18 protein-coding genes are annotated in these 21,636 nt (G+C 72.5%); 6 read left to right on the top strand and 12 right to left on the bottom strand.

Going from position 1 to position 21,636, the window contains the following annotated elements:
• Positions 1-7 precede the first annotated feature (7 nt).
• Positions 8-994, bottom strand: coding sequence for an ABC transporter permease (locus tag ACXET9_RS07665; RefSeq protein ID WP_457885926.1), 987 nt, complete (start codon positions 992-994; stop codon positions 8-10).
• An 85-nt stretch (positions 995-1,079) separates the two neighbouring features.
• Positions 1,080-2,774: an ABC transporter substrate-binding protein gene (locus ACXET9_RS07660; protein WP_457885925.1), complete on the bottom strand. Its 1,695-nt coding sequence runs from the start codon at positions 2,772-2,774 to the stop codon at positions 1,080-1,082.
• A 272-nt stretch (positions 2,775-3,046) separates the two neighbouring features.
• Between ACXET9_RS07660 and ACXET9_RS07655 the strand changes: the two genes are divergently transcribed.
• The 3 genes from ACXET9_RS07655 to ykgO all read left to right on the top strand — a co-directional run bounded on the left by ACXET9_RS07655 (position 3,047) and on the right by ykgO (position 5,901).
• Positions 3,047-4,297, top strand: coding sequence for an ROK family protein (locus ACXET9_RS07655; protein ID WP_457885924.1), 1,251 nt, complete (start codon positions 3,047-3,049; stop codon positions 4,295-4,297).
• A gap of 115 nt (positions 4,298-4,412) precedes the next feature.
• Positions 4,413-5,468 (top strand): helix-turn-helix transcriptional regulator, encoded by a 1,056-nt coding sequence (locus ACXET9_RS07650; RefSeq protein ID WP_457885922.1) that lies wholly within the window; start codon positions 4,413-4,415, stop codon positions 5,466-5,468.
• 310 nt (positions 5,469-5,778) lie between these two features.
• On the top strand, positions 5,779-5,901 hold the full coding sequence (gene ykgO / locus ACXET9_RS07645) for a type B 50S ribosomal protein L36 (protein WP_457885921.1): 123 nt from the start codon (positions 5,779-5,781) through the stop codon (positions 5,899-5,901).
• A gap of 575 nt (positions 5,902-6,476) precedes the next feature.
• Here ykgO and melA read toward each other — a convergent pair.
• Complete coding sequence (gene melA, locus ACXET9_RS07640; protein ID WP_457885920.1) at positions 6,477-7,862, bottom strand: alpha-galactosidase; 1,386 nt, start codon at positions 7,860-7,862, stop codon at positions 6,477-6,479.
• Positions 7,863-8,046: 184 nt separating this feature from the next.
• On the opposite strand from melA, the gene ACXET9_RS07635 reads away from it, so the two are divergent.
• The gene (locus ACXET9_RS07635; protein WP_457885919.1) at positions 8,047-9,075 is read left to right on the top strand and encodes a helix-turn-helix domain-containing protein; all 1,029 of its coding nucleotides are present in this window, start codon (positions 8,047-8,049) and stop codon (positions 9,073-9,075) included.
• A 91-nt stretch (positions 9,076-9,166) separates the two neighbouring features.
• On the opposite strand, the gene ACXET9_RS07630 is transcribed toward ACXET9_RS07635, so the two are convergent.
• From ACXET9_RS07630 to ACXET9_RS07595, 8 genes are all read right to left on the bottom strand, one after another.
• Positions 9,167-10,627 (bottom strand): sulfatase family protein, encoded by a 1,461-nt coding sequence (locus ACXET9_RS07630; protein WP_457885918.1) that lies wholly within the window; start codon positions 10,625-10,627, stop codon positions 9,167-9,169.
• Complete coding sequence (locus ACXET9_RS07625) at positions 10,624-11,640, bottom strand: aliphatic sulfonate ABC transporter substrate-binding protein (RefSeq protein ID WP_457885917.1); 1,017 nt, start codon at positions 11,638-11,640, stop codon at positions 10,624-10,626. Before ACXET9_RS07625 ends, ACXET9_RS07630 begins: the two co-directional genes overlap by 4 nt.
• 155 nt (positions 11,641-11,795) lie before the next feature.
• The gene (locus tag ACXET9_RS07620) at positions 11,796-12,566 is read right to left on the bottom strand and encodes an ABC transporter ATP-binding protein (RefSeq protein ID WP_457885916.1); all 771 of its coding nucleotides are present in this window, start codon (positions 12,564-12,566) and stop codon (positions 11,796-11,798) included.
• 62 nt (positions 12,567-12,628) lie between these two features.
• Positions 12,629-13,573: an ABC transporter permease gene (locus tag ACXET9_RS07615; RefSeq protein WP_457885915.1), complete on the bottom strand. Its 945-nt coding sequence runs from the start codon at positions 13,571-13,573 to the stop codon at positions 12,629-12,631.
• On the bottom strand, positions 13,563-14,918 hold the full coding sequence (locus ACXET9_RS07610; protein ID WP_457885914.1) for an ROK family protein: 1,356 nt from the start codon (positions 14,916-14,918) through the stop codon (positions 13,563-13,565). The genes ACXET9_RS07615 and ACXET9_RS07610 overlap by 11 nt, the downstream gene beginning before the upstream one ends.
• Before the next feature lie 345 nt (positions 14,919-15,263).
• Entirely contained in the window at positions 15,264-16,289 is a 1,026-nt protein-coding gene (locus ACXET9_RS07605) for an aldo/keto reductase (RefSeq protein WP_457886270.1), read from the bottom strand.
• A 137-nt stretch (positions 16,290-16,426) separates the two neighbouring features.
• Positions 16,427-16,675 carry a hypothetical protein gene (locus tag ACXET9_RS07600; RefSeq protein WP_457885913.1) on the bottom strand — a complete coding sequence of 83 codons (249 nt, stop codon included), beginning with the start codon at positions 16,673-16,675 and terminating at the stop codon, positions 16,427-16,429.
• Positions 16,676-16,797: 122 nt separating this feature from the next.
• Positions 16,798-17,070: an SDR family oxidoreductase gene (locus tag ACXET9_RS07595; protein WP_457885912.1), complete on the bottom strand. Its 273-nt coding sequence runs from the start codon at positions 17,068-17,070 to the stop codon at positions 16,798-16,800.
• Between ACXET9_RS07595 and ACXET9_RS07590 the strand changes: the two genes are divergently transcribed.
• Positions 17,071-18,360: an amidohydrolase gene (locus ACXET9_RS07590; protein ID WP_457885911.1), complete on the top strand. Its 1,290-nt coding sequence runs from the start codon at positions 17,071-17,073 to the stop codon at positions 18,358-18,360. It abuts the gene before it with no gap.
• A 65-nt stretch (positions 18,361-18,425) separates the two neighbouring features.
• On the opposite strand, the gene ACXET9_RS07585 is transcribed toward ACXET9_RS07590, so the two are convergent.
• Positions 18,426-19,586, bottom strand: coding sequence for a carbohydrate kinase family protein (locus ACXET9_RS07585; RefSeq protein ID WP_457885910.1), 1,161 nt, complete (start codon positions 19,584-19,586; stop codon positions 18,426-18,428).
• A gap of 181 nt (positions 19,587-19,767) precedes the next feature.
• Between ACXET9_RS07585 and ACXET9_RS07580 the strand changes: the two genes are divergently transcribed.
• Complete coding sequence (locus tag ACXET9_RS07580) at positions 19,768-21,312, top strand: family 4 glycosyl hydrolase (protein WP_457886269.1); 1,545 nt, start codon at positions 19,768-19,770, stop codon at positions 21,310-21,312.
• Positions 21,313-21,636: the final 324 nt, after the last annotated feature.

The raw sequence follows: 21,636 nt of genomic DNA, 5'->3' as shown, positions 1-21,636 counted from the left end.
CGCCTCCTCAGCCCCGGACCCTGGTCCGCGGGTCGATCACGCCGTACAGCAGGTCCACCACGAGGTTCGCCGCGAGGACGGACACCGTGATGATCAGGAACAGGCCCTGCATGAGGGCGTAGTCGTTGTTGTTCACGGCCTGGAGCATCGTGTAGCCGATGCCCGGGTAGGAGAACACCGTCTCCACGACGATCGATCCCGAGACCACGAAGCCGAGGGAGATCGCGAAGCCCGACACCGACGGCAGCACCGCGTTGCGCGCCGCGTACATGAACATCACGCGCCGCGGGGACAGGCCCTTGGCCTCGGCGGTGAGGATGTAGTCCTCGCTGAGGGTCGAGACCATCATGTTGCGCATGCCCAGCAGCCAGCCGCCGAGCGAGGAGATCACGATCGTCAGCGCCGGCAGGAAGCCGTGGTAGATCGCGTTCGAGATGAACGGGTAGTCGACGGCGGGGCGCACCAGCGTCACGTCGTAGCCGCCCGAGACCGGGAACCAGCCGAGGTTCACCGAGAGCACGTACACGAACAGCAGCGCAAGCCAGAAGTAGGGCACGGCCTGCAGGATCGTGGTGGACGGGATGAGCGAGTCCAGCCAGCTGCCGCGCTTCCAGCCGGCGACGGTCCCCAGCGTGATGCCCAGCAGGAAGGTGATCGTGGTGGCCATGCCGACCAGCACGAGCGTCCACGGCAGGGAGGACGAGATGATGTCCGTGACGGGCGTCGGGAAGTACGTCACCGAGACGCCCAGGTCGCCCTGGAACAGGCCCTTGAGGTAGTCGATGTACTGGACCCAGATGGGGCTCGCGTCGTCGGCGCCGAGCATGACCTCGATGGCCCGTCGGGTGTCCGCGGTGACGGGTCCGCGCAGCGCGAGCTTCGCGAGCACCGCGTCGACGGGGCTGCCGGGCAGGGCCCGCGGGATCAGGAAGTTCAGGGTGATGGCGGCCCAGAAGGCCACGAGGTAGAAGCCGAGCTTTCTCAGCAGATGCACGTGGATCGCATCCTTCCGTGGAGCGGTCGGGAACAGGGCGCGCGCCGCCGTCGGACCCGGTGGGGCCCGACGACGGCGCTCGCGCTCACTCCGCGGGGACGACGGCCTTCAGCACCTGCGCGTTCGACGGCGCGGACCAGGACATCGGGTAGACGTACAGGTCGTCCTGCGTGGGCCAGCCCGTGATGCGGGAGCTGTTGTACTCGGTCAGGCTCGAGCCGATGAGCACGGGGATCGCCGGGAGGTTCTCCGACAGCTTCTTCTGGATCGTGTAGTAGGCCTGCTTCTTGACCTCGATGTCGTTGGTGCCGGCGGCCGTCGTCAGCGCCTCGTCGACCTCGGGGTCGGAGAAGCGGGTGACGTTGCCGTAGGGGTTGCCGTTCTCGCCGACGGGCAGCGTGTTGTCCGTCGAGAAGGTGTTCATGTACGGGTAGTACGGGTCCGGGGCGGAGCCCTGGCCGACGGCGTCGATGATGAGCTGGTAGGTGCCCTTGGCCTTCGCGTCGTTCCACTCGTTGACGGAGACCTGCTGGGGGATCAGCTCGATGCCGACGCTCTTGTACTGCTCGGCGAGCGTGTCCAGGGCGGTCACGTAGTCGGACCAGCCGGTCGGGCAGGAGACGGTCATCGACACGCGCACGCCGTCCTTCGCGTACACGCCGTCGTCGCCGAGCGCGTAGCCCGCGTCCTCGAGGATGCCGGTGGCCTTGTCGACGTCGGCGTTCCAGGGGGCGTTCTCGATCGACGGATCGATGAAGTCCTTGTCGCGCTCGGGCAGCGCGAACGAGGGCGAGATGTCGGTGCCGAGGTCGTAGAAGGCCAGCTTGGAGAGCTGCTCGCGGTCCATGCCGTAGTAGAGCGCCTGGCGGACGGCGACGTCGGTCTGCGGACCCTCGCAGCCGAGCTCGGTGTTCGAGGCGGCCATCAGGCAGCACTGCGAGATGCCGGTGTTGGTGTAGCTGAGGTCCGCGTCGGCGGCGACATGCGTGTCGAGGTCGGGGATCGAGGTGGACATGTAGTCGACCTCGCCGGCCAGCCACTTGTCGGTCGCGGCCTGGTTGCCGGACAGCGCGATGCAGCGCACGCCGCCGATGGCGGGCACGCCCGACTCCCAGTAGCTCTCGTTGTTCGTGTAGAGGTACGACTCGTTGGTGTAGTCGGAGAACTTGAAGGCGCCGGTGCCGACGGGCTCCTCGTTCGCGTAGGTCGCGAGGTCGTCGACGTCGGAGAACAGGTGCTCGGGGATGATCCAGGTCAGGCCGAGGGCGTTGGCGGCCTCCGTGAAGGAGGGCTCCTGGTAGGTGATCACGACGGTGCTGTCACCGGTGACCTCGGCCGACGGCGCAGTGCCGGAGGCGTTCAGGGCCTCGGTGTCCTTGATCCGGTTGAAGGTGAAGGCCACGTCGTCGGCGGTGAAGTCCTCGCCGTCGTGCCAGGTCACGCCCTGGCGGATGGTGACGGTCAGCTGCGTGCCGTCCTCGTTCCACTCGTAGGACTCGCCGAGCAGCGGCACGGGCTCCTGGTCGATGGCCTTGAGGGGGTCGATGTAGAACAGCGACTCGTACAGCACGCCCTGGACCAGCGAGATCACCGAGGGCGAATGGGGGTTGAAGTTCCGCGTGAACTCGCCGTTGCCGGTGAAGGTCGTCGCGATCGGCAGCGAGGTCCCGTCCTCATCGGTGCCGGTGTCGAGGTTCGAGGCCTGGCCGCAGGCGGCGAGGGCGATGGGGGCGGCGCTGACCGCGGTCAGCTTGTAGAAATCCCGGCGGCTGAGGTGCATCTTTGCTCTCCTTGTCAGCGCTCCGCTGCGCTTCGTGTCTGCGTCGTCGCAGTGCAGGCGATCTCCCGGCGGGGGAACCCTGCAGAGGTCACGTGCTGGGTCACGTGGTGACGTCAGGTGCTGTCATCCCGCGATGGCGTCACGTGCTGTCGTCACCATTCTTACTTCATTCATTTAATGAAGTACCTGTATCGTGGCGATCGGAGCAGAATCCGTCAAGGGGGTCGACACCGTCGCCCCGTCACGACATGGTCACGACATCGGAGGCATGCATGACGGTCAGCGGCGACCGGAGGGCGTCGGCGACGGACGCCGCGATCCTCGAGACGGTGCGACGACGCACCGAGACCACCCGCGTCGAGCTCGCCCGCGAGCTCGGCGTCACCCCGGCGACCGTGACCTATGCGGTCAAGCGCCTCATGGCGGCAGGACTGCTGGTGGAGAGCGGATACGCCCGCTCCAACGGCGGCAAGCGCGCCTCGCTGCTGCGACTGAACGACGGCGCCCGCTGGGCGGCCGGCTGCACGATCGACGCCGGCCGGCTCTCGATGGTCGCGGTCGACATGACCGGCGCGCTGCGCTCGCGCGCGGTGCTCCCGCTGCCTCCCCACCCGACGGTCGAGGAGCTGCTCGCAGCGGTCCGCCGCGCCCTGCAGATGATGACCCCCTCCGAGGACCTCGCCAGCTCGACGACCGGCATCGGCCTCGCCGCCGGCCCGACGGAGACCGGGGACGCGGGGGCCGGGCAGGCGGAGGCCGGGCAGACGGAGGCCGGGAGCGCGGAGGCCGGGCGCGCGGAGGCGGGGGACGCGGGGGCCGACGAGCGCCTGCCCCTGACCGCGCGCCTGCTCGCGGCGATGCGCGAGGACCTGGGCATCCCCGTGGTCAGCGCGAGCACGCCCGTGTGCGCCGCGCTCGGGAGCTTCTGGAGCGGCGAGCAGCCGGAGACCGGGCTCAGCGCCACGCTGCACATGGACGCGGGCCTCTCCCTCGCCCTGCTCGTGGACGGATCCCCCCTCGGCGCCGCCCCGGGCGCGACCCTCGACCATGCGTGCGTCGACCCGACCGGCCCCGTCTGCGCCTGCGGCCAGCGCGGATGCCTCACCCTCTACGCCTCCCCGCGCGCGATCGTGGACGCCGCCGCCGACTCCCCCGAGCTCGTCGCGACGCTCGGCCTCGCGCTCACCCCCGAGTCCGTCACCGGCGACCTCGTGCTCATCTCCCTCGCCGCCAACCGCGGCGACCAGCCCGCCCGCGCCATCCTCGAGGACGCGATGGGGGCGATCGCACAGGTGCTGAGCACCGTCACGAGCGCGCTGGGCGTCGACTCGGTGACCCTCAGCGGGGCGGGCATCCAGGCCGCCCCCGTGCTCGCCCACCGCGTCGTCGGACGACGCATCGGCGCCCCCGGCGCACCCGGCCCCACGACCGCGCTCGGGGTCTCGCAGGTCCAGCCGCATCCGGCGGCGGTCGGCGCCGCCGTGCTCGCGCTGAAGAGCTCGATGGACCCCAGCCGCCCCTGATCTGCTCGTCGACAGAGGCGTCCGCACGCCCGTCGGCCCGGCACGCCCGTCGGGCCCAGCCCGCCCATCGACCCCACGGACAGGTCCTGTCCGCCGAGCGGAGGACACTGGGCGTATGAGCGAGGTGACGAAGCGGGCGCTGCGGCTGCTCGCGATGCTGCAGTCCCGCACCGTCTGGACGGGACCGGAGCTCGCGCGCGAGCTCGACGTCACGACCCGCACGGTCCGACGGGACATCGACCGGCTGCGCGAGATGGGCTATCCGGTCCTCACCTCCGCCGGCCACGGCGGCGGCTACCAGCTGGGCGCGGGGCGCGAGCTGCCGCCGCTGCTGCTCGGGGAGCAGGAGGCCGTGGCGGTCGCCGTCGGGCTCCGGCTCGCCACGCGCTCCGGCATCGAAGGGCTCGACGAGGAGGCGCTGCGGGCCCTGGCCGCGCTCGACCGGATCCTCCCGCCGACGGTCCGCGCCGAGGTCTCGGCGCTCAGCGACGCGGTATCGGTGATCTCCCGACGGGCGCCGTCGGCCCGACCGGAGGTGCTGATGGCCCTCGCCGCGGCCGTCCGCGACCGCGTGCGGGTGCGCGTGGACTACGAGAAGGGCGACGGCCAGCGCGGCGAGCGCCGCCTCGAGCCGTACCGGATGCTGGCCATCGAGTCCCACTGGTACCTGTTCGCCTGGGACCTGGACCGCGAGGACTGGCGCACGTTCCGCCTGGACCGCATGCACGAGGTCGCCGTGAGCACCTTCAGCTTCACCCCGCGCCCGACGCCCGACGTCGAGGCGACGGTGCGGCGCTCGGTCACCGTCGCCCCCTATGAGCACGAGGCGGTGGTGCGGATCCGTCGGCCCGCCGAGGAGATCGCCCCGCTCCTTCCCGCCCGCACGGCGGAGGTCATGCCCGACGACGGCCGGGCTGGCGGGGCGGGTGGCGGGGTAGGCGGCGGCCGGGCTGGCGACGGCGGGGCAGGCGATGGCCGGGCTGGCGACGGCGGGGCCGACCCCGGGGCTTGCATCCTGCGGATGGGCGGGGACCTGGGGTGGGTGGCGATGCGACTGGCGCTGCTCGGCGAGCCCATCGAGGTGATCTCCCCGCCCGAGCTCGCCCGGACGCTCGAGGAGCTGAGCACCTGGGCCGGGCGCGCGGCCGCCACCTGGACGGCCGAGGACTAAGCAGGGCTGGGCGGGGCTGGACGGGGCTGGACGGGGCTGGACGGGGCTGGGCACCGGGCTCGAGCAAGGCGCCGGACCGGGGCGAGGGCGAGGGCACCAGGGGCACGGGACGAATACGCGCACGTGATTGCGATATGCGATCACGTGCGCGTATTCGTCCCGTCCCTCCACCCCTCCCCTCATCCCCCCGCACCCCGTCGAGCGCGACCTCGTCGAGCGCGATCACGCCCCCTGCATCCGCCCGTTGCACCCCAGCCCCTCGGCTTCCGCTATGCTCCTTCCTGATAATCATTCTCACTTAGGAGATCTCATGAAGGTCCGCAACTCGCTCAGGTCGCTCAAGAACCAGCCCGGAGCCCAGGTGGTGCGCCGCCGCGGCCGGGTCTACGTCATCAACAAGCTCAACCCCCGCTTCAAGGGTCGCCAGGGCTGATCGCGCCTCCCCGCACGGACGAGGGTCCACCCGGGACTGCATCCATCCATGCCGCACTGATGGCACTGGCCGACAGGGCGGCGGGTTGACGTCAGGGCGGGGCCCACGCCAGGGCCGTGACACCCACGCCCGGGCCCACGTCCAGGCGCACGGGGCAGCGGCGGCGCACGGGGCAGCGGCGGCGCCCGAGGCAGGGTCGATGCCGAGGCAGGGTCGATACCGGGACGCCCAGGCAGGATCGATGCCGGGGCGGGCATGACATCGGCGGGCCGCTCCCCAGAGCGGCCGGCGCCGATGCGGGACCCGGATGAGCATCGGGCGGGCGTCTGCGCGGATCCCCCGACGCCGACGGCCTCGTCCCGATGCGATCCCGATGCCGGCCGGCCCCCCGGCCGACCGACTCCGGCCCCTCGGCGAGCCCCCTCGCCGATGCCCGCACCCGACACCGCGAATCTACGGATGTCCCCGCCGGAGCGCGATGGGGAGAACTCCCCATGCGTCCTTTTCGCCCCACCCGCCGGGCCCGGCCAGGCCAGGCGCGGCCAGGCCCGGTCTCAGCTCCGCACCCGCTCAGGTCAGCCCCGCAGGCGCTCGGGCAGGCGGTCGGCGTGCGCGGCGAGGAGCTCGTCGGTCATCGTGCGCGCCTCTTCGAGGGTGATCTGCGCGGCCGTGAGCGGGTCGAGGGCGACGGCGTGGTGGACGTGCTCGAGCTCGCCGGTCAGCGCGGCCCGCACCGCGAGGGTCTGGACGTTCACGTTGGTGCGGTTCAGCGCCGCGAGCTGCGGCGGGAGCTCGCCGATCGCGGTGGGCTGGACGCCGCGGGCGTCGACCAGGCAGGGCACCTCGACGCAGGCGTCCGCGGGGAGGTTCGCGATGAGCGCGCCGTCGTTGGGGACGTTCCCGTGCACGACGCTCGGTACCCCGGTGACCAGCGAGTTCGCGATCTGCGCGCCGTATTCGACGCTCGGGGCGAGCTCCGCCTTGAGGCGCTCGAGCTGCTCGTCGATGTCGCCCTGGTCGTCGTGGGCGGCGCAGATCTCGAAGTAGTCCCAGCGCTCGGGGATGTACTCCTCGACCATCTCCGGGGTCTTGCGGAAGTACGGCAGGTACTCCGAGGCGTGGTGGCTCGACTCGGTCTGGAAGTAGCCGAAGGCGTTCATGATCGCGGTGCGGACCTGCTCGTTGCCGCCCTCGTAGACGCTGGCCTCCTCGGCGGCCTCCGAGTGGTCGCCGTCGTCGCCGGCGAGCCCGTCGGCGCCGGTGCCGCGCCGATGCTTCCGCGCCATGACCTCGCGGACCTGCGGATACAGGTCCTCCTGGCCGCGCTGGAACTCGAGGATCCACGCCTGGTGGTTGATGCCCGCGCAGCGGTAGGAGACCTCCTCGTAGGGGACGTCGAGGGTGCGGGCGAGCATGCGGGTGGTGCCCTGGACGCTGTGGCAGAGGCCCACGGTGCGCAGGCCCTTGGCGTTGAGGTAGGCGGTGGCCATCGCCATGGGGTTCGCGTAGTTGATGAAGGTGGCGTCGGGGCAGACCTCGAGGGCGTCGGCGGCGATCTCGTCGTAGGCGGGGACCGAGCGCAGGAAGCGGAACACGCCGCCGGGGCCGACGGTGTCGCCGACGGTCTGGTCGATGCCGTGCTTCCGGGGGATCTCGACGTCGTGGCGGTAGGACTCGATGCCGCCGACCTGGAAGGTGATGATGACGATGTCGGCGCCGTCGAGCGCGGCCCGACGATCGGTCGTCTCCTCGATGCGGGTCGGGAAGCCGTGGTGGGCGACCAGCGCGCGGGCTGCCGCAGCGACGGGGCCGAGCTTGTCGGGCCGCACGTCCATGAGGCGCAGCGTGGAGTCGCGCAGGGCGGGGAAGCTGAGGATGTCGCCGATGAGGCGGAAGGGGAACACGAAGCCGCCGGCTCCGATGATCGTGATGGTGGGCTGCGGGATGAACGTCGTCGTCATACCTCCACGCTAGGGCCGCAGCATGCCGGAGGTCTCCCGGGATCCTGCGCAAGGGTTCCAGGATCCTGCGGTCTGCGCGGGAACCGCGCGCGGGCCGACGGCGGGCCCCAGGCCGGGCCGACGGCGGGCTCCGGGGTGGGCCGACGGCGGGCCCCGGGCCGGGCCGACGGCCTAGGCTGGCGCGATGACGACTCCGCCGGATCAGCGTTCGCGGCCGAGCGCCCGGCCGCCGGCCGACATCGCATCGTCAGCCGATTTCGCATCGTCGGCCGACATCGCGACCGAGGGGCCCGGCCTGTGGGCGCGGCGCGGCGCACCGCCGCATATGGAGACGATGCACCGGCACGACGACGTGGAGATCAACGCGGTCCTGCACGGGGAGCTGCGCTACCTGTTCGCGGGGCGTCCGCTGGTCGTGCGCGAGGGCGAGATCGCCGTGTTCTGGGCGGCGCAGCCGCACGGCCTGGTCGACTCGCAGCCGGGGGACGCGTGCTGGGTGCACGTGCCCTTCGCGACCGTGCTCGGCTGGGGTCTGCCGGAGGCGGACACCGCTCCCCTGCTGCGGGCATCGCCGCTGGTCGTGCATGCCCCGGAGCTCGCCGCGCGGACGGCGCTGCTGGCGGAGGACTGGAGCCGCGAGATCACCGCGGAGGGCGAGCGGATCGCCCTGCTGGAGATCCAGGCGACCCTGCGGCGGATCCTCCGCGCCGGCCCCCGACCGCCCGGTCCGACGAGCGGCACGGGCCCGGGCGCGACGGTCGGGGCCGGCCCGGGCCCGGGCGCGACGGTCGGGGCCGGCCCGGGCCCGACGCCCGGCGCGGGCTCGGGCCCGACGGCCGGGGCCGGCCCGGGCCCGAACCCGACGAGCGGCGCCGGCACGACGACGGACGGGCGGCTCCAGCAGGTGGGCGCCATGGCCCGGTTCGTGATGGACCGCCATCGCGACCCGATCGCCGTCGCCGACATCGCCGCCGCCGTCCACCTGACGCCCTCGCATGCGATGACCGTGTTCCGTCGGACCGTGGGCGTGACGCTCGGGCAGTACGTGACGATGTGCCGGGTCGCCGACGCTCAGCGGCTGCTGCTGACGACCTCCCTCACGACCGCGGAGATCGCCGCGACCAGCGGGTTCGGCTCCCTCAGCAGCTTCTACCAGCACATGACCGCGGCCTGCGGGATGAGCCCGCGGGAGTACCGGCGCCAGGGCCGCTGACCCCGGCACCGGCCGCCCGGCGCCGACCGCCCGGCGTCGGCCGCATCGAAGCCGGCCGCGCCGGCGCATCGCGGCCGGCGTCGGCCGGCGCTCAGGTCGGCCACTCCAGCCGGGGGGTGCCGGGGCCCCGGTACGGCTCGTCGCGGTACTCGGCCTGCAGGTGGGCGAGCAGGTCCTGCATGTGCCCGAGGGCCTCCGCGTAGGCGGGGTCGCCTGCGACGTTGACCATCTCCTGCGGGTCGGCGACGAGGTCGTAGAGCTCGTCCTCCTCGGGCATGATCCGGTCGGAGGAGCCGGGTGTGCCGAGCCCGTCGTTGTAGTAGTGGATGAGCTTGAGCTCCTTCGTCCGGACGCCGTAGTGGGCGGGCGCATGGTGCTCGGGGTCGTCGTGCTCCCAGTAGCGGTAGTAGACGGACTGCCGCCAGTCCTCGACGGCCTCTCCGCGCAGCTGCGGGAGGAAGGAGCGGCCCTGCTGGTCCGGGAGCTCGTCGGCGGGGATGCCGCAGGCCTCCAGGAGGGTGGCCGCGAAGTCGACGTTCGTGATCATGTCGTCGACGCGGGAGCCGGCGGGGATGCGTCCGGGCCAGCGGATCAGCAGCGGCATCGTCAGGGATTCGTCGAGCATCAGGCGCTTGTCGAACCAGCCGTGGTCGCCGAGGAAGAAGCCCTGGTCGGAGGAGTACAGGACGATCGTGTCGTCCGCGAGCCCCTCCTGCTCGAGGGCGTCGAGCAGCTCGCCGACGGAGTCGTCGACCGCCTGCACGCAGCGCAGGTAGTCGCGCATGTACCGCTGGTACTTCCAGGAGGCGCGCTCGCGGGCGCGGTCCTCCCCGCGGAGCTCCGCAGGGACCTCCTCCTTGACGTCGGTGAGGGTGAGGTCGTCCAGCGCCATGCGGGTCTCACGGATGACCTGCGCACGCGTCGCATGGTCGTCCTCGATCGTGTCCGGCTCCGGGATGGTGCCGGCCTCGTGGAGGCCCTCGTAGCGGGGGTGCGGGATCCAGGGACGGTGCGGGGCCTTGTGGTGGACCAGCAGGCAGAACGGCTGCTCCGGGTCCCGTCGCCGCAGGAAGCCGAGGCTCTGCGCGGTGACGATGTCGGTGGCGTAGCCCTCGACGGTCTCCTCGCCGTCGGGCCCGATCATCGTCGGATCCCAGTATTCGCCCTGGTCGGGGAAGATCCGCCAGTCGTCGAAGCCTCGCGGGAGGGACTGGGGCTTCTGCCCCAGATGCCATTTCCCGTAGAGCGCGGTCCGGTAGCCGTGCTCCTGCAGGACCTGCGGGAAGGTCCGCACCCGGTGATCGAACTGCGAGTAGATCGAGGGGGCGCGGTTGACGTGGCTGTAGGTGCCGGTGAGGATCGACGCGCGCGACGGCGTGCAGATCGCGTTCGTGCAGTACACGGCGTCCATCCGCACGCCCTCGTCGGCGATCCGGTCCAGGTGCGGGGTCCGGTTGACGCGGCTTCCGTACGCGGAGATCGAGTGGGCGGCATGGTCGTCGGACAGGACCAGCACGATGTTCGGCCGACGGGCGTCGGGCACGGCGCTCATTCCCCGGCCCGGGTGAACAGCTCGGAGGTGAGGTAGTCGGCGGGCGCGACCGGGTCGCCCTCGATCTTCCCGTTCTCGGCGAAGAAGTCGTTCATCGACTGCAGCCAGGTCTCGAGGGTGCCGTCGGCGATGAGCGCGTCGACGTCGGCCGACGACGGGTAGTCGGCGTACTGCGCGTCGGACGCCATCGCCTCCGCATCGCCGTCGGTGAACGCGGCGGTGATCTCCACGGCGGCGTCCTGGTCCGCGGCGCGGAAGTCCATGGCGGCGCGCAGGGCCGTCAGCACCTTCAGGGTCGCGTCCTCGTTCTCGGTCGGGAAGGTCGTCGAGGAGACGATCGCGTTGGGGAACTGCATGACGTCGGCGAAGTCGGCGTTCTCGGCGAGCTCGACGAGGTCGGGGACCTGCTCGGCGATCGTGTCGATCAGCGGGTACCAGATGCCGGCGGCGTCGATCTGGCCGGAGGCGAAGGCGGAGACCACCGTCGTCGGATCCATGGCGACCCGCTCGACGTCGTCGATGCTCATGCCGGCCTGCTTCAGGGCGAGCTGCAGGATCATGTCGCCGGAGGTGCCCTCGGGGACGCCGACGGTCTTGCCCTTGAGGTCCTCGATGGAGGTGATGCCGCTCTGGGCGATCACGCGGTCGGCCTTGCCGACGGAGTTGATGGTGACGACCGTGGCCTTGCCGGAGGCCGGCAGCCACATCGCGCCGGGGCCGATGTACCCGAAGTCGATGTCGCCGGTGCCGAGGGCCTGCACCTGCAGGGGGCCGTTGGTGAAGGACTGCAGGGTCACGGCGACCCCGTTCTCCTCCCAGAAGCCCTGGTCCTCGGCGATCGCGAAGAGGCTGGCGCCGTTGTACTCGGGGATGTAGCCGATGGTGACCTCGACCGTGCTGGAAGCGTCGGAGCCGTCCGAGCCGCCGGTGCTGTCGGAGCCGCAGGCGGCGAGGGCGGTGAGGGCGGGGGCGGCGGCGAGGCCGCCGAGAAGGGTACGACGGGAGATGCTCATGAGGGTTCGCTTCCTTCGGGATGGTCAAGCGGGAAGGACCTGCGGGGAGGCCCTCACGGGGTGGTGGAGGGGGCCGCAGGACCGGTGGGGGCCGCGCAGCGGGTGCTGCGCGGTGGCTGAGGGTGCGGGGCCGACGACGGGGTCGCCCCGCGCGGTCACTGGTGGTAGACCGACGTCCAGATCTCGTTGCGGATCCGGGTGAACTCCGGGCTGAGGCGGATGTCCTCGGTGCGCGGGTAGGGCAGGTCCACGTCGATGATCCGGTGGATGCGGCCGGGCTTCGCGGCCATCACGACGACGCGGCTGGCGAGGAAGGCGGCCTCGTCGACGTCGTGGGTGATGAACACGATCGTGCGCTTGTCCTGCTCCCACGTCTGCAGCAGGTGCCCCTGCATGCGCACGCGGGTGAGGGCGTCGAGGGCGTCGAAGGGCTCGTCCATGAGGAGGATCGAGGGGTCCATGGCGTAGGCGCGGGCGATCGCGCAGCGCTGCTTCATGCCGCCCGAGAGGGTCTTCGGCAGGGCGTCGGCGAAGTCGCTCAGGCCGACCATGTCGATGAAGTGCTGCGCGCGCTTGCGGCGCTCGGTGCCGGAGACCTTCGCGTTCTTGAGGCCGAACTCGACGTTCTGGCGGACGGTCAGCCAGGGGAACAGCGCGTACTGCTGGAAGATGACGCCGCGCTCGGGGCTGGGGCCGTCGACCTCGATGCCGTCGACGAGGGCGACGCCGCCCGTCGGCTCCTCGAGTCCGGCGAGGATGTTCATCAGCGTCGACTTGCCGCACCCGGAGGGGCCGACGACGGTGATGAACTCGTTCTCGCCGACATCGAGGCTGACGCCGCCGAGGGCGACGAACTCCTCGCCCCCGCTCCCGGGGAAGACCTTGCTGATGTTCTGGACCTGGATCTTGCGTTCGGTGATGCTCATCGGTGCTCTCCGCTCTGCGCTCTTCGCTCTTCGCTCTTCGCTCGCCGCGTTCCGCGGGCGCCTCAGCGCCGCTCCTGCCATGACGTCAGGCGCTTCTCGATCACCAGCAGGGTCCGGTCCATGACCAGGCCGAAGATGCCGATGATGAGGATCCCCACGAAGATCGTCGGGAGGTCGTAGTAGATCTGCGCCTGCTGCATCCGGTAGCCGAGGCCCTGCTGGGCGGCGATCAGCTCGGCGGCGACCACGGTCGCCCAGGCGGCGCCGAGTCCGACGCGCATGCCCACGAGGATGAACGGCGTCGAGGCGGGCACGACGACGCGGGCGAAGATCGTCGCGTCCTTCGCGCCGAGCACGCGGGCGGCGTTGATGAGGGTGCGGTCGACCTGGACGACGCCCTGGAAGGTCGAGATCACGCAGGAGAGGAACGCCCCCAGGAAGATCACGAAGATCTTCGGCTGCTCGCCGATGCCCATGAGCACGATCGCCAGCGGGATGATCGCCAGCGGCGGGATCGTCCGGAAGAACTGCACCCACGGCTCCAGCAGGCCCCGGGCCCAGCTGTACCAGCCCATCAGGAAGCCGACGGGGATCGCGAGCGCCGAGCCGAGCACGAAGCCGATCAGCACGCGCCGCAGCGAGGCGACGACGTCCTCGAGCAGGACCCCCTTCCGCGCGAGCTCGACACCGGCCGCGAGGACCTCGAAGGGGCTCGGGATCTGCAGGCCCGTGAGGGACAGCAGCCACCAGACTGCCAGGCCGAGGACGATCGTCACCACGTTCAGGACCAGCACGAGCGTGCTGCGCCCAGAGGCGGAGCGGCGAGCGGCCCGGCGCGGGGCGGCGGAGCCGGAGGAGGAGCCGACGGCGGATGCGGAGGAGGAGCCGACGGCGGCTGCGGCGGTGCTGGCGGGGCCGGACGAGCCGGAGGTGCTGGCAAGGCCGGACGGGCCGGACGGGCCGATGGTGCGCGGCGATATCGCCGCGGTGCTCGGGTCAGCGGACATGGTGGGCTCCCTGGGAGTCGGTGAGCGGGGTGAGGGACGTGATGGGCCTGCGGAGCGCGAGGGACCCGAGGGGTGCAGCCGGCGCCCGCGACATTGCCGGCGACATTGCCGGCGACGTTGCCGGCGACGTTCCTCGCGACGATGCGAGCGACGACGACGATGCGAGCGCCGACGACGACGACGGCGAGGACGGGGACGAGGGCCGGGCGACGCCGCAGGACCGCGCGGCGGGCAGACCCTCCGCGGCGCGGAGGGCGGTGACGGCCCCGCGGGCTCCGCGGGTGACGTCGACGGTGACGATGCGGACCGGCAGCTGGGCGCCGGTCAGGGACTCGGCGGCGATCTCCTCGCGCAGCACGTCGAGGACGGGCACGAGCAGCGCCCCGACCTCGCCCGCGACGACCACCTGCCCCGGGTCGGTGACCAGCACGGACGCCCCGATCACGCGGCCGACGATGCGGGCCGTGTCCTCGAGGATCGCCATGGCGTCGGGGTCCCGGGCCTCGACCGCGGCCTCGAGGGAGGCCCAGTCCGGGTTCCCGCCGGTCGCGGCCCGCCACCGGGCGAGGACGGCGCCCATGGAGGCGACGGTCTCGAGGCAGCCGCGGCGCCCGCAGCGGCAGGCGAGCGCCTGCTCGCTGCGGTCGACGGTCATGTGCCCGATCTCCCCGGCGAGCAGGTGCGCCCCCAGCAGGGTCTCGGAGCCGGCGAGGACGCCGCCGCCCGCACCGATCGACAGCCGCAGGTAGATGAGGCCGCGGTCGAGGGCGTCCGCCGCCGCGGCCTCCTGCAGCGCCGCATAGCGGATGTGGTGGTCGACGGTGACGGGCGCGTCGAACTCCTCGCCGAACACCTCGCGGATGCGGGCGCGGACCATCGGGAAGGGCTCCGGCGCAGTCGTCCCGCGCGGGAAGCCGTCCCAGGTCGCCGAGTTCGGGCCGGGCAGGCCGATGGCGACCCCGGCGAGCGGGCCGAGCCGCAGCCCCTCCTGCTCGCAGAGCGAGCGCACCAGGTCGGCGCCGCGGTGCACGCGCTCCTCCCAGCCGGTCGGCGCCTCGTACTCGGCGGTGCCGACGGCGACGACCTCACCGATCGCGTTGGCGAGGCAGACGCTGACGGTGGTGTGCGTGAAGTCGATGCCGACGTAGCGCACGCCCCCGGGATGGATCCGGACGACCTGCGCGGGGCGCCCTCCCCCGGACGGGGCGAGCGTGCGGCCGGTGGACAGGACGCCCTCGGCGCGCAGCGCGGTGAGCACCTCGGAGACCGTCGTGCGGGTCAGCCCGAGGCGCTCGGAGATCTCCCCGCGGGTCAGCTCATGACCGTGCTGGAGGAGGGCCAGCACATCTGCCCTGTGCCGTTACCGTGCGCTTCTCTGCCGTTCCATGGCGGGGACGTTAGTCCTGCCGAATACTTCCGTACAGAATTCGACAGAACACGGAGAGGTCACGGAGCGGTCACATTTCGATGACGCCGACGTGCGGTCAGCGCCGTGACCAGCACCGACGCATTCGCGCGGTTCCCGCGGATGAGCATCACATCGGAGCGCCCCGTGACGTCGGGAGAATCGTTCCGTGTCCGCGGATGTCCGTCGGCGACCTGGCGCAGGCGCCCGGGATACCCGTCGGCCGCACGGCGCGGGAGCCTCGGCCGCTCGTCACCCGCGGGTCACCCGCGGGCGCGGCTCATCTCACCAGCGGGGGTGGATCGACGCCCGCAGCAGCTCGTCGTAGGTCGCGCGGACGGCGGCGTCGAAGTCGGCGAGGATCTCCTGCTGCGCGGGCGTCGGGGCGTGCCCGGCCTCGGCGTTGCGGCGGGCCTGCTCGGCGGTCGAGGCGCCGGGGATCGCGGCGGTGACGCCGTCCTGGGCGAGGATCCAGCGCAGGCTCGCCTCGGCGAGCGGCATCCGGCCGACGAGCGCGGCGTCGAGCCGGTCCACGGCTGCGAGCCCGGTCGCGTAGTCGACCCCGGAGAAGGTCTCGCCCTGGTCGAAGGCCTCGCCGTGGCGGTTGAAGCGGCGGTGGTCGTTCTCGGCGAACTCGCTCGTCGCGGAGAACCTGCCGGTGAGCAGGCCGGAGGCGAGGGGGACGCGGGCGATGATCGCGACGCCCTTCTCGCGGGCCAGCGGCACCACCTGCTCGAGCGGCTTCAGCCGGAAGGGATTCAGGATGATCTGGATCGAGGCGAGATGCTCGCGCTCGAGGCTCGCCAGCGCCTCCTCGCAGGTCTCGACGCTCACGCCCCAGGCGGCGATCCTCTTCTCCTCCACGAGCGTGTCGAGGAGGTCGAGGATCCGCTCGTCGCGGTAGATCGCCGGCGGCGGGCAGTGCAGCTGGACGAGGTCGAGGGTGTCCATGCCGAGGTTCTGCCGGGACCGCTCGATCCACCCGCGCAGCGCCTCCTCGGTGAAGGACTCCGGGATGAAGGGGTCCGCGCGGCGCGATGCCTTCGTGGCGATGAACGGCAGGTCCTCGGGGGCGGTCCCATCGGCGAGGAGGCGCTCGCGCATCGACCGCAGGAGCCGCTCGCTGCGGCCGTCGCCGTAGACATCGGCTGTGTCGAAGAAGCGCACCCCGGCCGCGAGCGCCGCGTCGAGCACCCCGTGCGCGGCCTCGTCGGTGACCTCTCCCCAGTCCGCGCCGATCTGCCAGCAGCCCTGCCCGATCGCGGACAGGGGACGGCCCAGGCGGGCGGGGGTGCGGAGCTGCAGGGACATCATCGACCTCACGTTCGTCACGCCGTCCCTCCCTCGGGGCGGCACCGTCGGCCAGTCTTCCAGACGGGGGTGCGGGAGGGGGTGCGGAAAGGGTGCTGGAGGGGTCGCCCTGGGCCGCCCTGGGCTGCCCCGGGCCGTCAGCGCCGCACGCCGCGCCGGCAGGCCTTCCCGGACGCCATGACGCCCCCGACGCTCAGCCACGACATGACCGCGAGCACCGAGACGGCCGAGCTGATCGACAGCACCGACGCGAACGAGGCGACCGATCCGATGGACAGCGCCGAGCCGACGCTCCCGATCGACAGCACGGAGTTCTTCGAGCAGATGGAGAGAGCCGAGCCCTCGGAGCGGTAGGAGAGGAAGGACGGCTTCGGGGTGCGCGGCATCGGTGGCTCCTCGGGGCGGCAGGGCGACGGGATGGTGGTGCCAGTCTCGCGGTTTCGCTCGGGGGAGGCCAGAGGGTGGCCGCGGGATCGCCGGCGGCATCAGCCCCGACGTCGGCCCGCCCTCACGGCAGGATCGCGTCGGTGTACCCGCCGTCCACACCGAGCGCCCCGCCGGTGGCCGCCGAGGCGAGCGGCGAGGCGAGGGAGACGACCTTGTTCGCGATCTCCTCGGGCCGGATGAGTCGCTGGAGGCGGCGACGCGCAGGGCCGCCGCGCCATGGACCGGGCGCGCGGACGGCAGGACTACAGTCGGCCGCACCTGCCCGCACACCCCACGCCGCGCCCCGTCCCGTCGGCCGCCGACGGGCCTCGTGGACGCCGGGAGAGGACCCCACATGGCCGACGCCGACCAGCCCGCCCGTCTGCCCGACCGGCAGCCCTCCGACCAGCCCGCTCGTCGGCCCGCGCCCCTGCCCGACCGGCTGCGCGCCGCCCTCGCCGACGCCGCCGCCTGGCAGCAGCCGCTGTACGAGGACCTGCACGCCCATCCTGAGCTGTCGATGCGCGAGGAGCGCACGCGCGCGATCCTCGTCGAGCGCCTGACGGGCCTCGGCTATGCGGTGCAGGAGATCGGCGGCGGGGTGGTCGGGGTGCTCGAGAACGGGCCCGGCCGCACCGTGCTGCATCGCGCGGACATCGACGGCCTGCCCGTCGCGGAGGCCAGCGGCCTCCCCTACGCCTCGACGCATCGTCAGGCGGATGCCGACGGCGTCGAGCATCCGACGATGCACGCCTGTGGGCACGACACCCACATCGTCACCGCGCTCGGCGCCGCGGCGGTGCTCGCCGACCATCGCGAGGACTGGTCCGGCACCTATATCGCCCTGTTCCAGCCCGGGGAGGAGATCGCCGCGGGCGCGCGGGCGATGGTCGAGGACGGGCTCGTCGAGCGGGTCCCGCGGCCCGACGCATGCCTCGGCCAGCACGTCATGGCCGCCCCGGTCGCCGGGCACGTCGCCCTGGCCGCGGGTCCGACGATGTCCTCGGCCGTGTCGATGAGGGTCGTGGTGCACGGCGCGGGCTCCCACGGCTCGATGCCGCACCTCGGCGTGGACCCGGTGGTGCTCGCCGCCGCGATCGTCACCCGGCTGCAGACCCTCGTCGCCCGCGAGATTGCGCCGGACGACTTCGGGGTGGTGACCGTCGGATCCCTGCATGCCGGGACGAGCGCGAACGTGATCCCGGACCGGGCCGTCATGCAGCTGAACTTCCGCGCCTACGACGAGACGGTGCTGGAGCGCCTGGTGAGCGGGGCCGAGCGGATCGTGCGCGCCGAGTGCGAGGCGGCCCGCTCCCCGCGCGAGCCCGAGATCGAGCTGTTCCACCGCTACCCGCTGACCGACAACGACGCGCAGGTCACCGCGATCGTGCGGGAGGCGCTCGTCGCGCAGCTCGGCCCGGAGCGGGTCGAGCGGATGGCACCGTCGACCGGTTCGGAGGACTTCTCGATCATCCCCGACGCCTTCGGCTCCCCGTACTGCTACTGGATCTTCGGCGGTTTCGCCGACGGACGGGAGGCCTTCCCCAACCACTCGCCCTTCTTCGCCCCGCACCCGCAGCCGACGCTCGCCACCGGCACCGAGGCCGCGCTGACGGCGATCCTCGCGATGCTCGCGGCGCGCTGAGAACGGGCGCGGCGGGCAGATCGCCCGCGCTCCGCGCTCCTCGGCTCGCGGCGCGCTGAGTCCGCTCAGGCGTCGCTGCGGCCCGGGCTCGCCTCGGGGACGGCGTCGTGCTCCCCCGCGTCGGAGCGGAGCGCGAAGGTGCCCTGCGCGCGGCGCCGACCCTGCACCGGATGGTCCGGGACGACGGCGTCGAGGAAGCGGTAGCCCTCGGCCGTGAACGCGGCGCGGAGGTCCCCGTCGTCGGCCGCCGCCGCGAGCGAGGACCACCAGTCGGCGATGTCTCCCCAGCCGGGAGCGGCGAGCGAGCCGCCGAACTGCTGGACGGCGAGCGCCGAGCACAGCGAGCCGAAGCGCAGCCGCTCCCCCAGCGGCCAGGCGGCGAGGGTGCCGAGCACGAGGGCGGCGGCGAAGACGTCCCCGGCGCCCGTGGTGTCGATCGCCGTGACGGGGACGGCCGGGCAGTAGGCCTCCTCGCCGGTCGACGCGTCGATCGCGTAGGAGCCGTCGGCCCCGTCGGTCACGACCGCGAGCGGGACCCGCTCGGCGAGCGCCCGCACCGCCCGGTCGGGGCTGTCGGTGCGGGTGTAGGCCATGGCCTCGAGCGCGTTCGGGGTGAAGGCGTGGCAGTGGGCGAGCGGGGCCAGGTCGCCCTCGTCCCAGCGCCCGGTCTCGTCGTAGCCGATGTCGGCGAAGATCCGGGTGCCGCCGCGCGCGAGCTGCGCCCACCAGGACGTCTCCCCGCGCAGGTCGACGACGGCGGCGCGGGCCGCGGGGGCGTCGTGCACGAGGGAGGAGAGGGGCTCGGGCAGATCATGGCCGTGGGTGACCATCGCGCGGTCGCCGTGCGCGGCGATCGAGGCCGTCAGCGACGAGTGGAAGTCGGGGAAGCGGCGCGAGGCCGACAGGTCGATGCCCTCCTCATGCGCCATCGTGTGCCACATCCAGTCGGCGTAGGCGTCGTCGCCGAAGCCCGCGACGAGGCCCGTGCGCAGACCCAGACGGGCGGCCGCGATCGCCAGGTTCGCGATGCCGCCGGGGCTCGACCCCATGCCCTGCGACCACAGCTCCTCGCCCGGCCGGGGCAGCCGCTCCAGGCCCGTGAACACGATGTCGAAGAAGACGGTGCCCGAGAGCAGCACGTCCAGGGGCGGGTCGTCGGCCCGGCGCAGCGCGGCCAGCGGATCCCAGTCGTCGCCGCAGGCAGGGGGCCGGAGGTCGTCGGTCATCTCAAGGCTCCTTCGAGCATCCCGTTCGAGCTTCCCGTTCGAGCATCCCGCGGAGGACAGGGCGCCGCGGGGAAGGGTGCACCACCACCTTAGGCGGGGCAGGATGGGGATGACGACGGCCCGCTCCTGGCAGGATCGTGGTCGGTCCCAGCTGGTCCCGCGACGAAAGACGGTGACGACGATGAAGCTCGCGATCCTCGGCGGCGGAGGCTTCCGCGTGCCCCTGGTGTACGAGGCGGTCGCGACGGGTGCGACCGGGCTGCGGGTCGACGAGGTCGCCCTCTACGACGTCGACCCGGCACGCCTCGCGACGATCGGCGCCGTCGTCGATGGCCTGCGCGCCGAGCTCGCAGCCGGGCGGGCCGGGCAGGCCGGGCAGGCCGGGCAGGAGGAGCAGGCCGGGCAGGCCGGGCAGGAGGAGCAGGCCGGGTCCGGGCCGCTCCCCCGTCTGGTCACCACGACCGACCTCGCCGAGGCCGTCACCGGCGCGGACTTCGTCTTCAGCGCGATCCGCGTGGGCGGCGCCGAGGCCCGCACGGTCGACGAGCGCGTCGCCCTCGACCTCGGCCTGCTCGGCCAGGAGACCATCGGCCCCGGCGGACTCGCCTTCGCGCTGCGCACGATCCCCGTCGCCCTCGACATCGCCCGCACGATCGCGCGCGTCGCCCCGGACGCCTGGACCATCAACTTCACGAACCCGGCCGGGATCGTCACCGAGGCGATGCGCACGGTCCTCGGCGACCGCGTCGTCGGCATCTGCGACACCCCCATCGGTCTCGTCCGCCGCGTCGGACGCCTGCTCGGGACGGACCTGGTGGGCGGTGGGTCCGAGGCCAGCGGGTCCACCGGGTCCGAGGCCGCGATCGACTACGTCGGACTGAACCATCTGGGCTGGCTGCGGTCGGTGCGAATCGACGGCGTGGACCGTCTGCCCGAGCTGCTCGCCGACGACGACGCCCTCGAGCAGATCGAGGAGGCCCGCCTCATCGGCCGCGACTGGGTGCGCGCCGACGGCGCCCTGCCCAACGAGTACCTGTACTACTACCTGCACACCTCCGCCGCGATCGAGCGGATCACGGCCTCGTCGACCACGCGCGGGGAGTTCCTCGCCGCCCAGCAGGGCGGGTTCTACCGCGCGGCCAGCGCTGCGGCCGCCCCGGCTGATGCGACGGCCGACGCAACCGCCGACGACGAATGCTGCGCCTCGTCATCGCCGCTGGCTCTCTGGCGCGAGACCCTCCACGAGCGGGAGGCGACCTACATGGCCGAGTCCCGCGATGAGGAGCGTCGCGAGGAGGACATCGCCGGCGGCGGCTACCAGGAGGTCGCGCTGCGGCTGATGACGGCGATCGCCACCGGGCGCTGCGAGCGCATGATCCTCGACGTCGGCAACATCGCTGCAGGCCACGAGGATGATCCGGCGAGCGCGAGGATCGTCCCCGAGCTCCCCGCGACGACCGTGCTGGAGGTGCTGTGCGAGGTCGACGGCGAGGGAGTGCACCCGCTGCCCGTCGCCCCCGTCGAGCTCGAGCGCCTCGGCCTCATGGCCTCCCTGCGCGGTGCCGAGCGGAAGATCCTCGAGGCCGCGACGACCGGTTCCCGCGAGGCGGCCTGGCAGGGCTTCGCCACCCATCCGCTGGTCTCCTCCCCCGAGCTCGGTGAGAAGCTCCTCGACGGCTACATCGCCGGCCACCCCGAGATCGCCCGGCTGCTCGGCGGCCGGTGACCGCCGGCAGGTCGCGCGGCTGGGGCTGGGGCTGGGGCTGGGGCTGGGGCTGGGGCTGGGGGCCAGGGTGGCTGGGTAGGGGCAGGCCGCGAGGGTGCTGTCCACGAAAGGGATCTGAGCGGCATCTGCCCTGCATATAGCAGGGCATATGCCGCTGACGTCCCGTTCATGGACGCCTCCACCCGCGCCCCAACTCGGCCACCCCCACCAGCACCCCCTCGGCCACCCCGGATCGGCCACCCCGGATCGGCCGGAGCCCGACTGCAGCGAACATCCGATCAAGGCCCCGCGAAAGTCCGGTGATGATCTCAGCAGAAGTCCGGT

It is taken from the genome of Brachybacterium netajii (SeqCode) (assembly GCF_054114245.1).
This window is presented reverse-complemented; position numbering and strand designations above follow the sequence as displayed.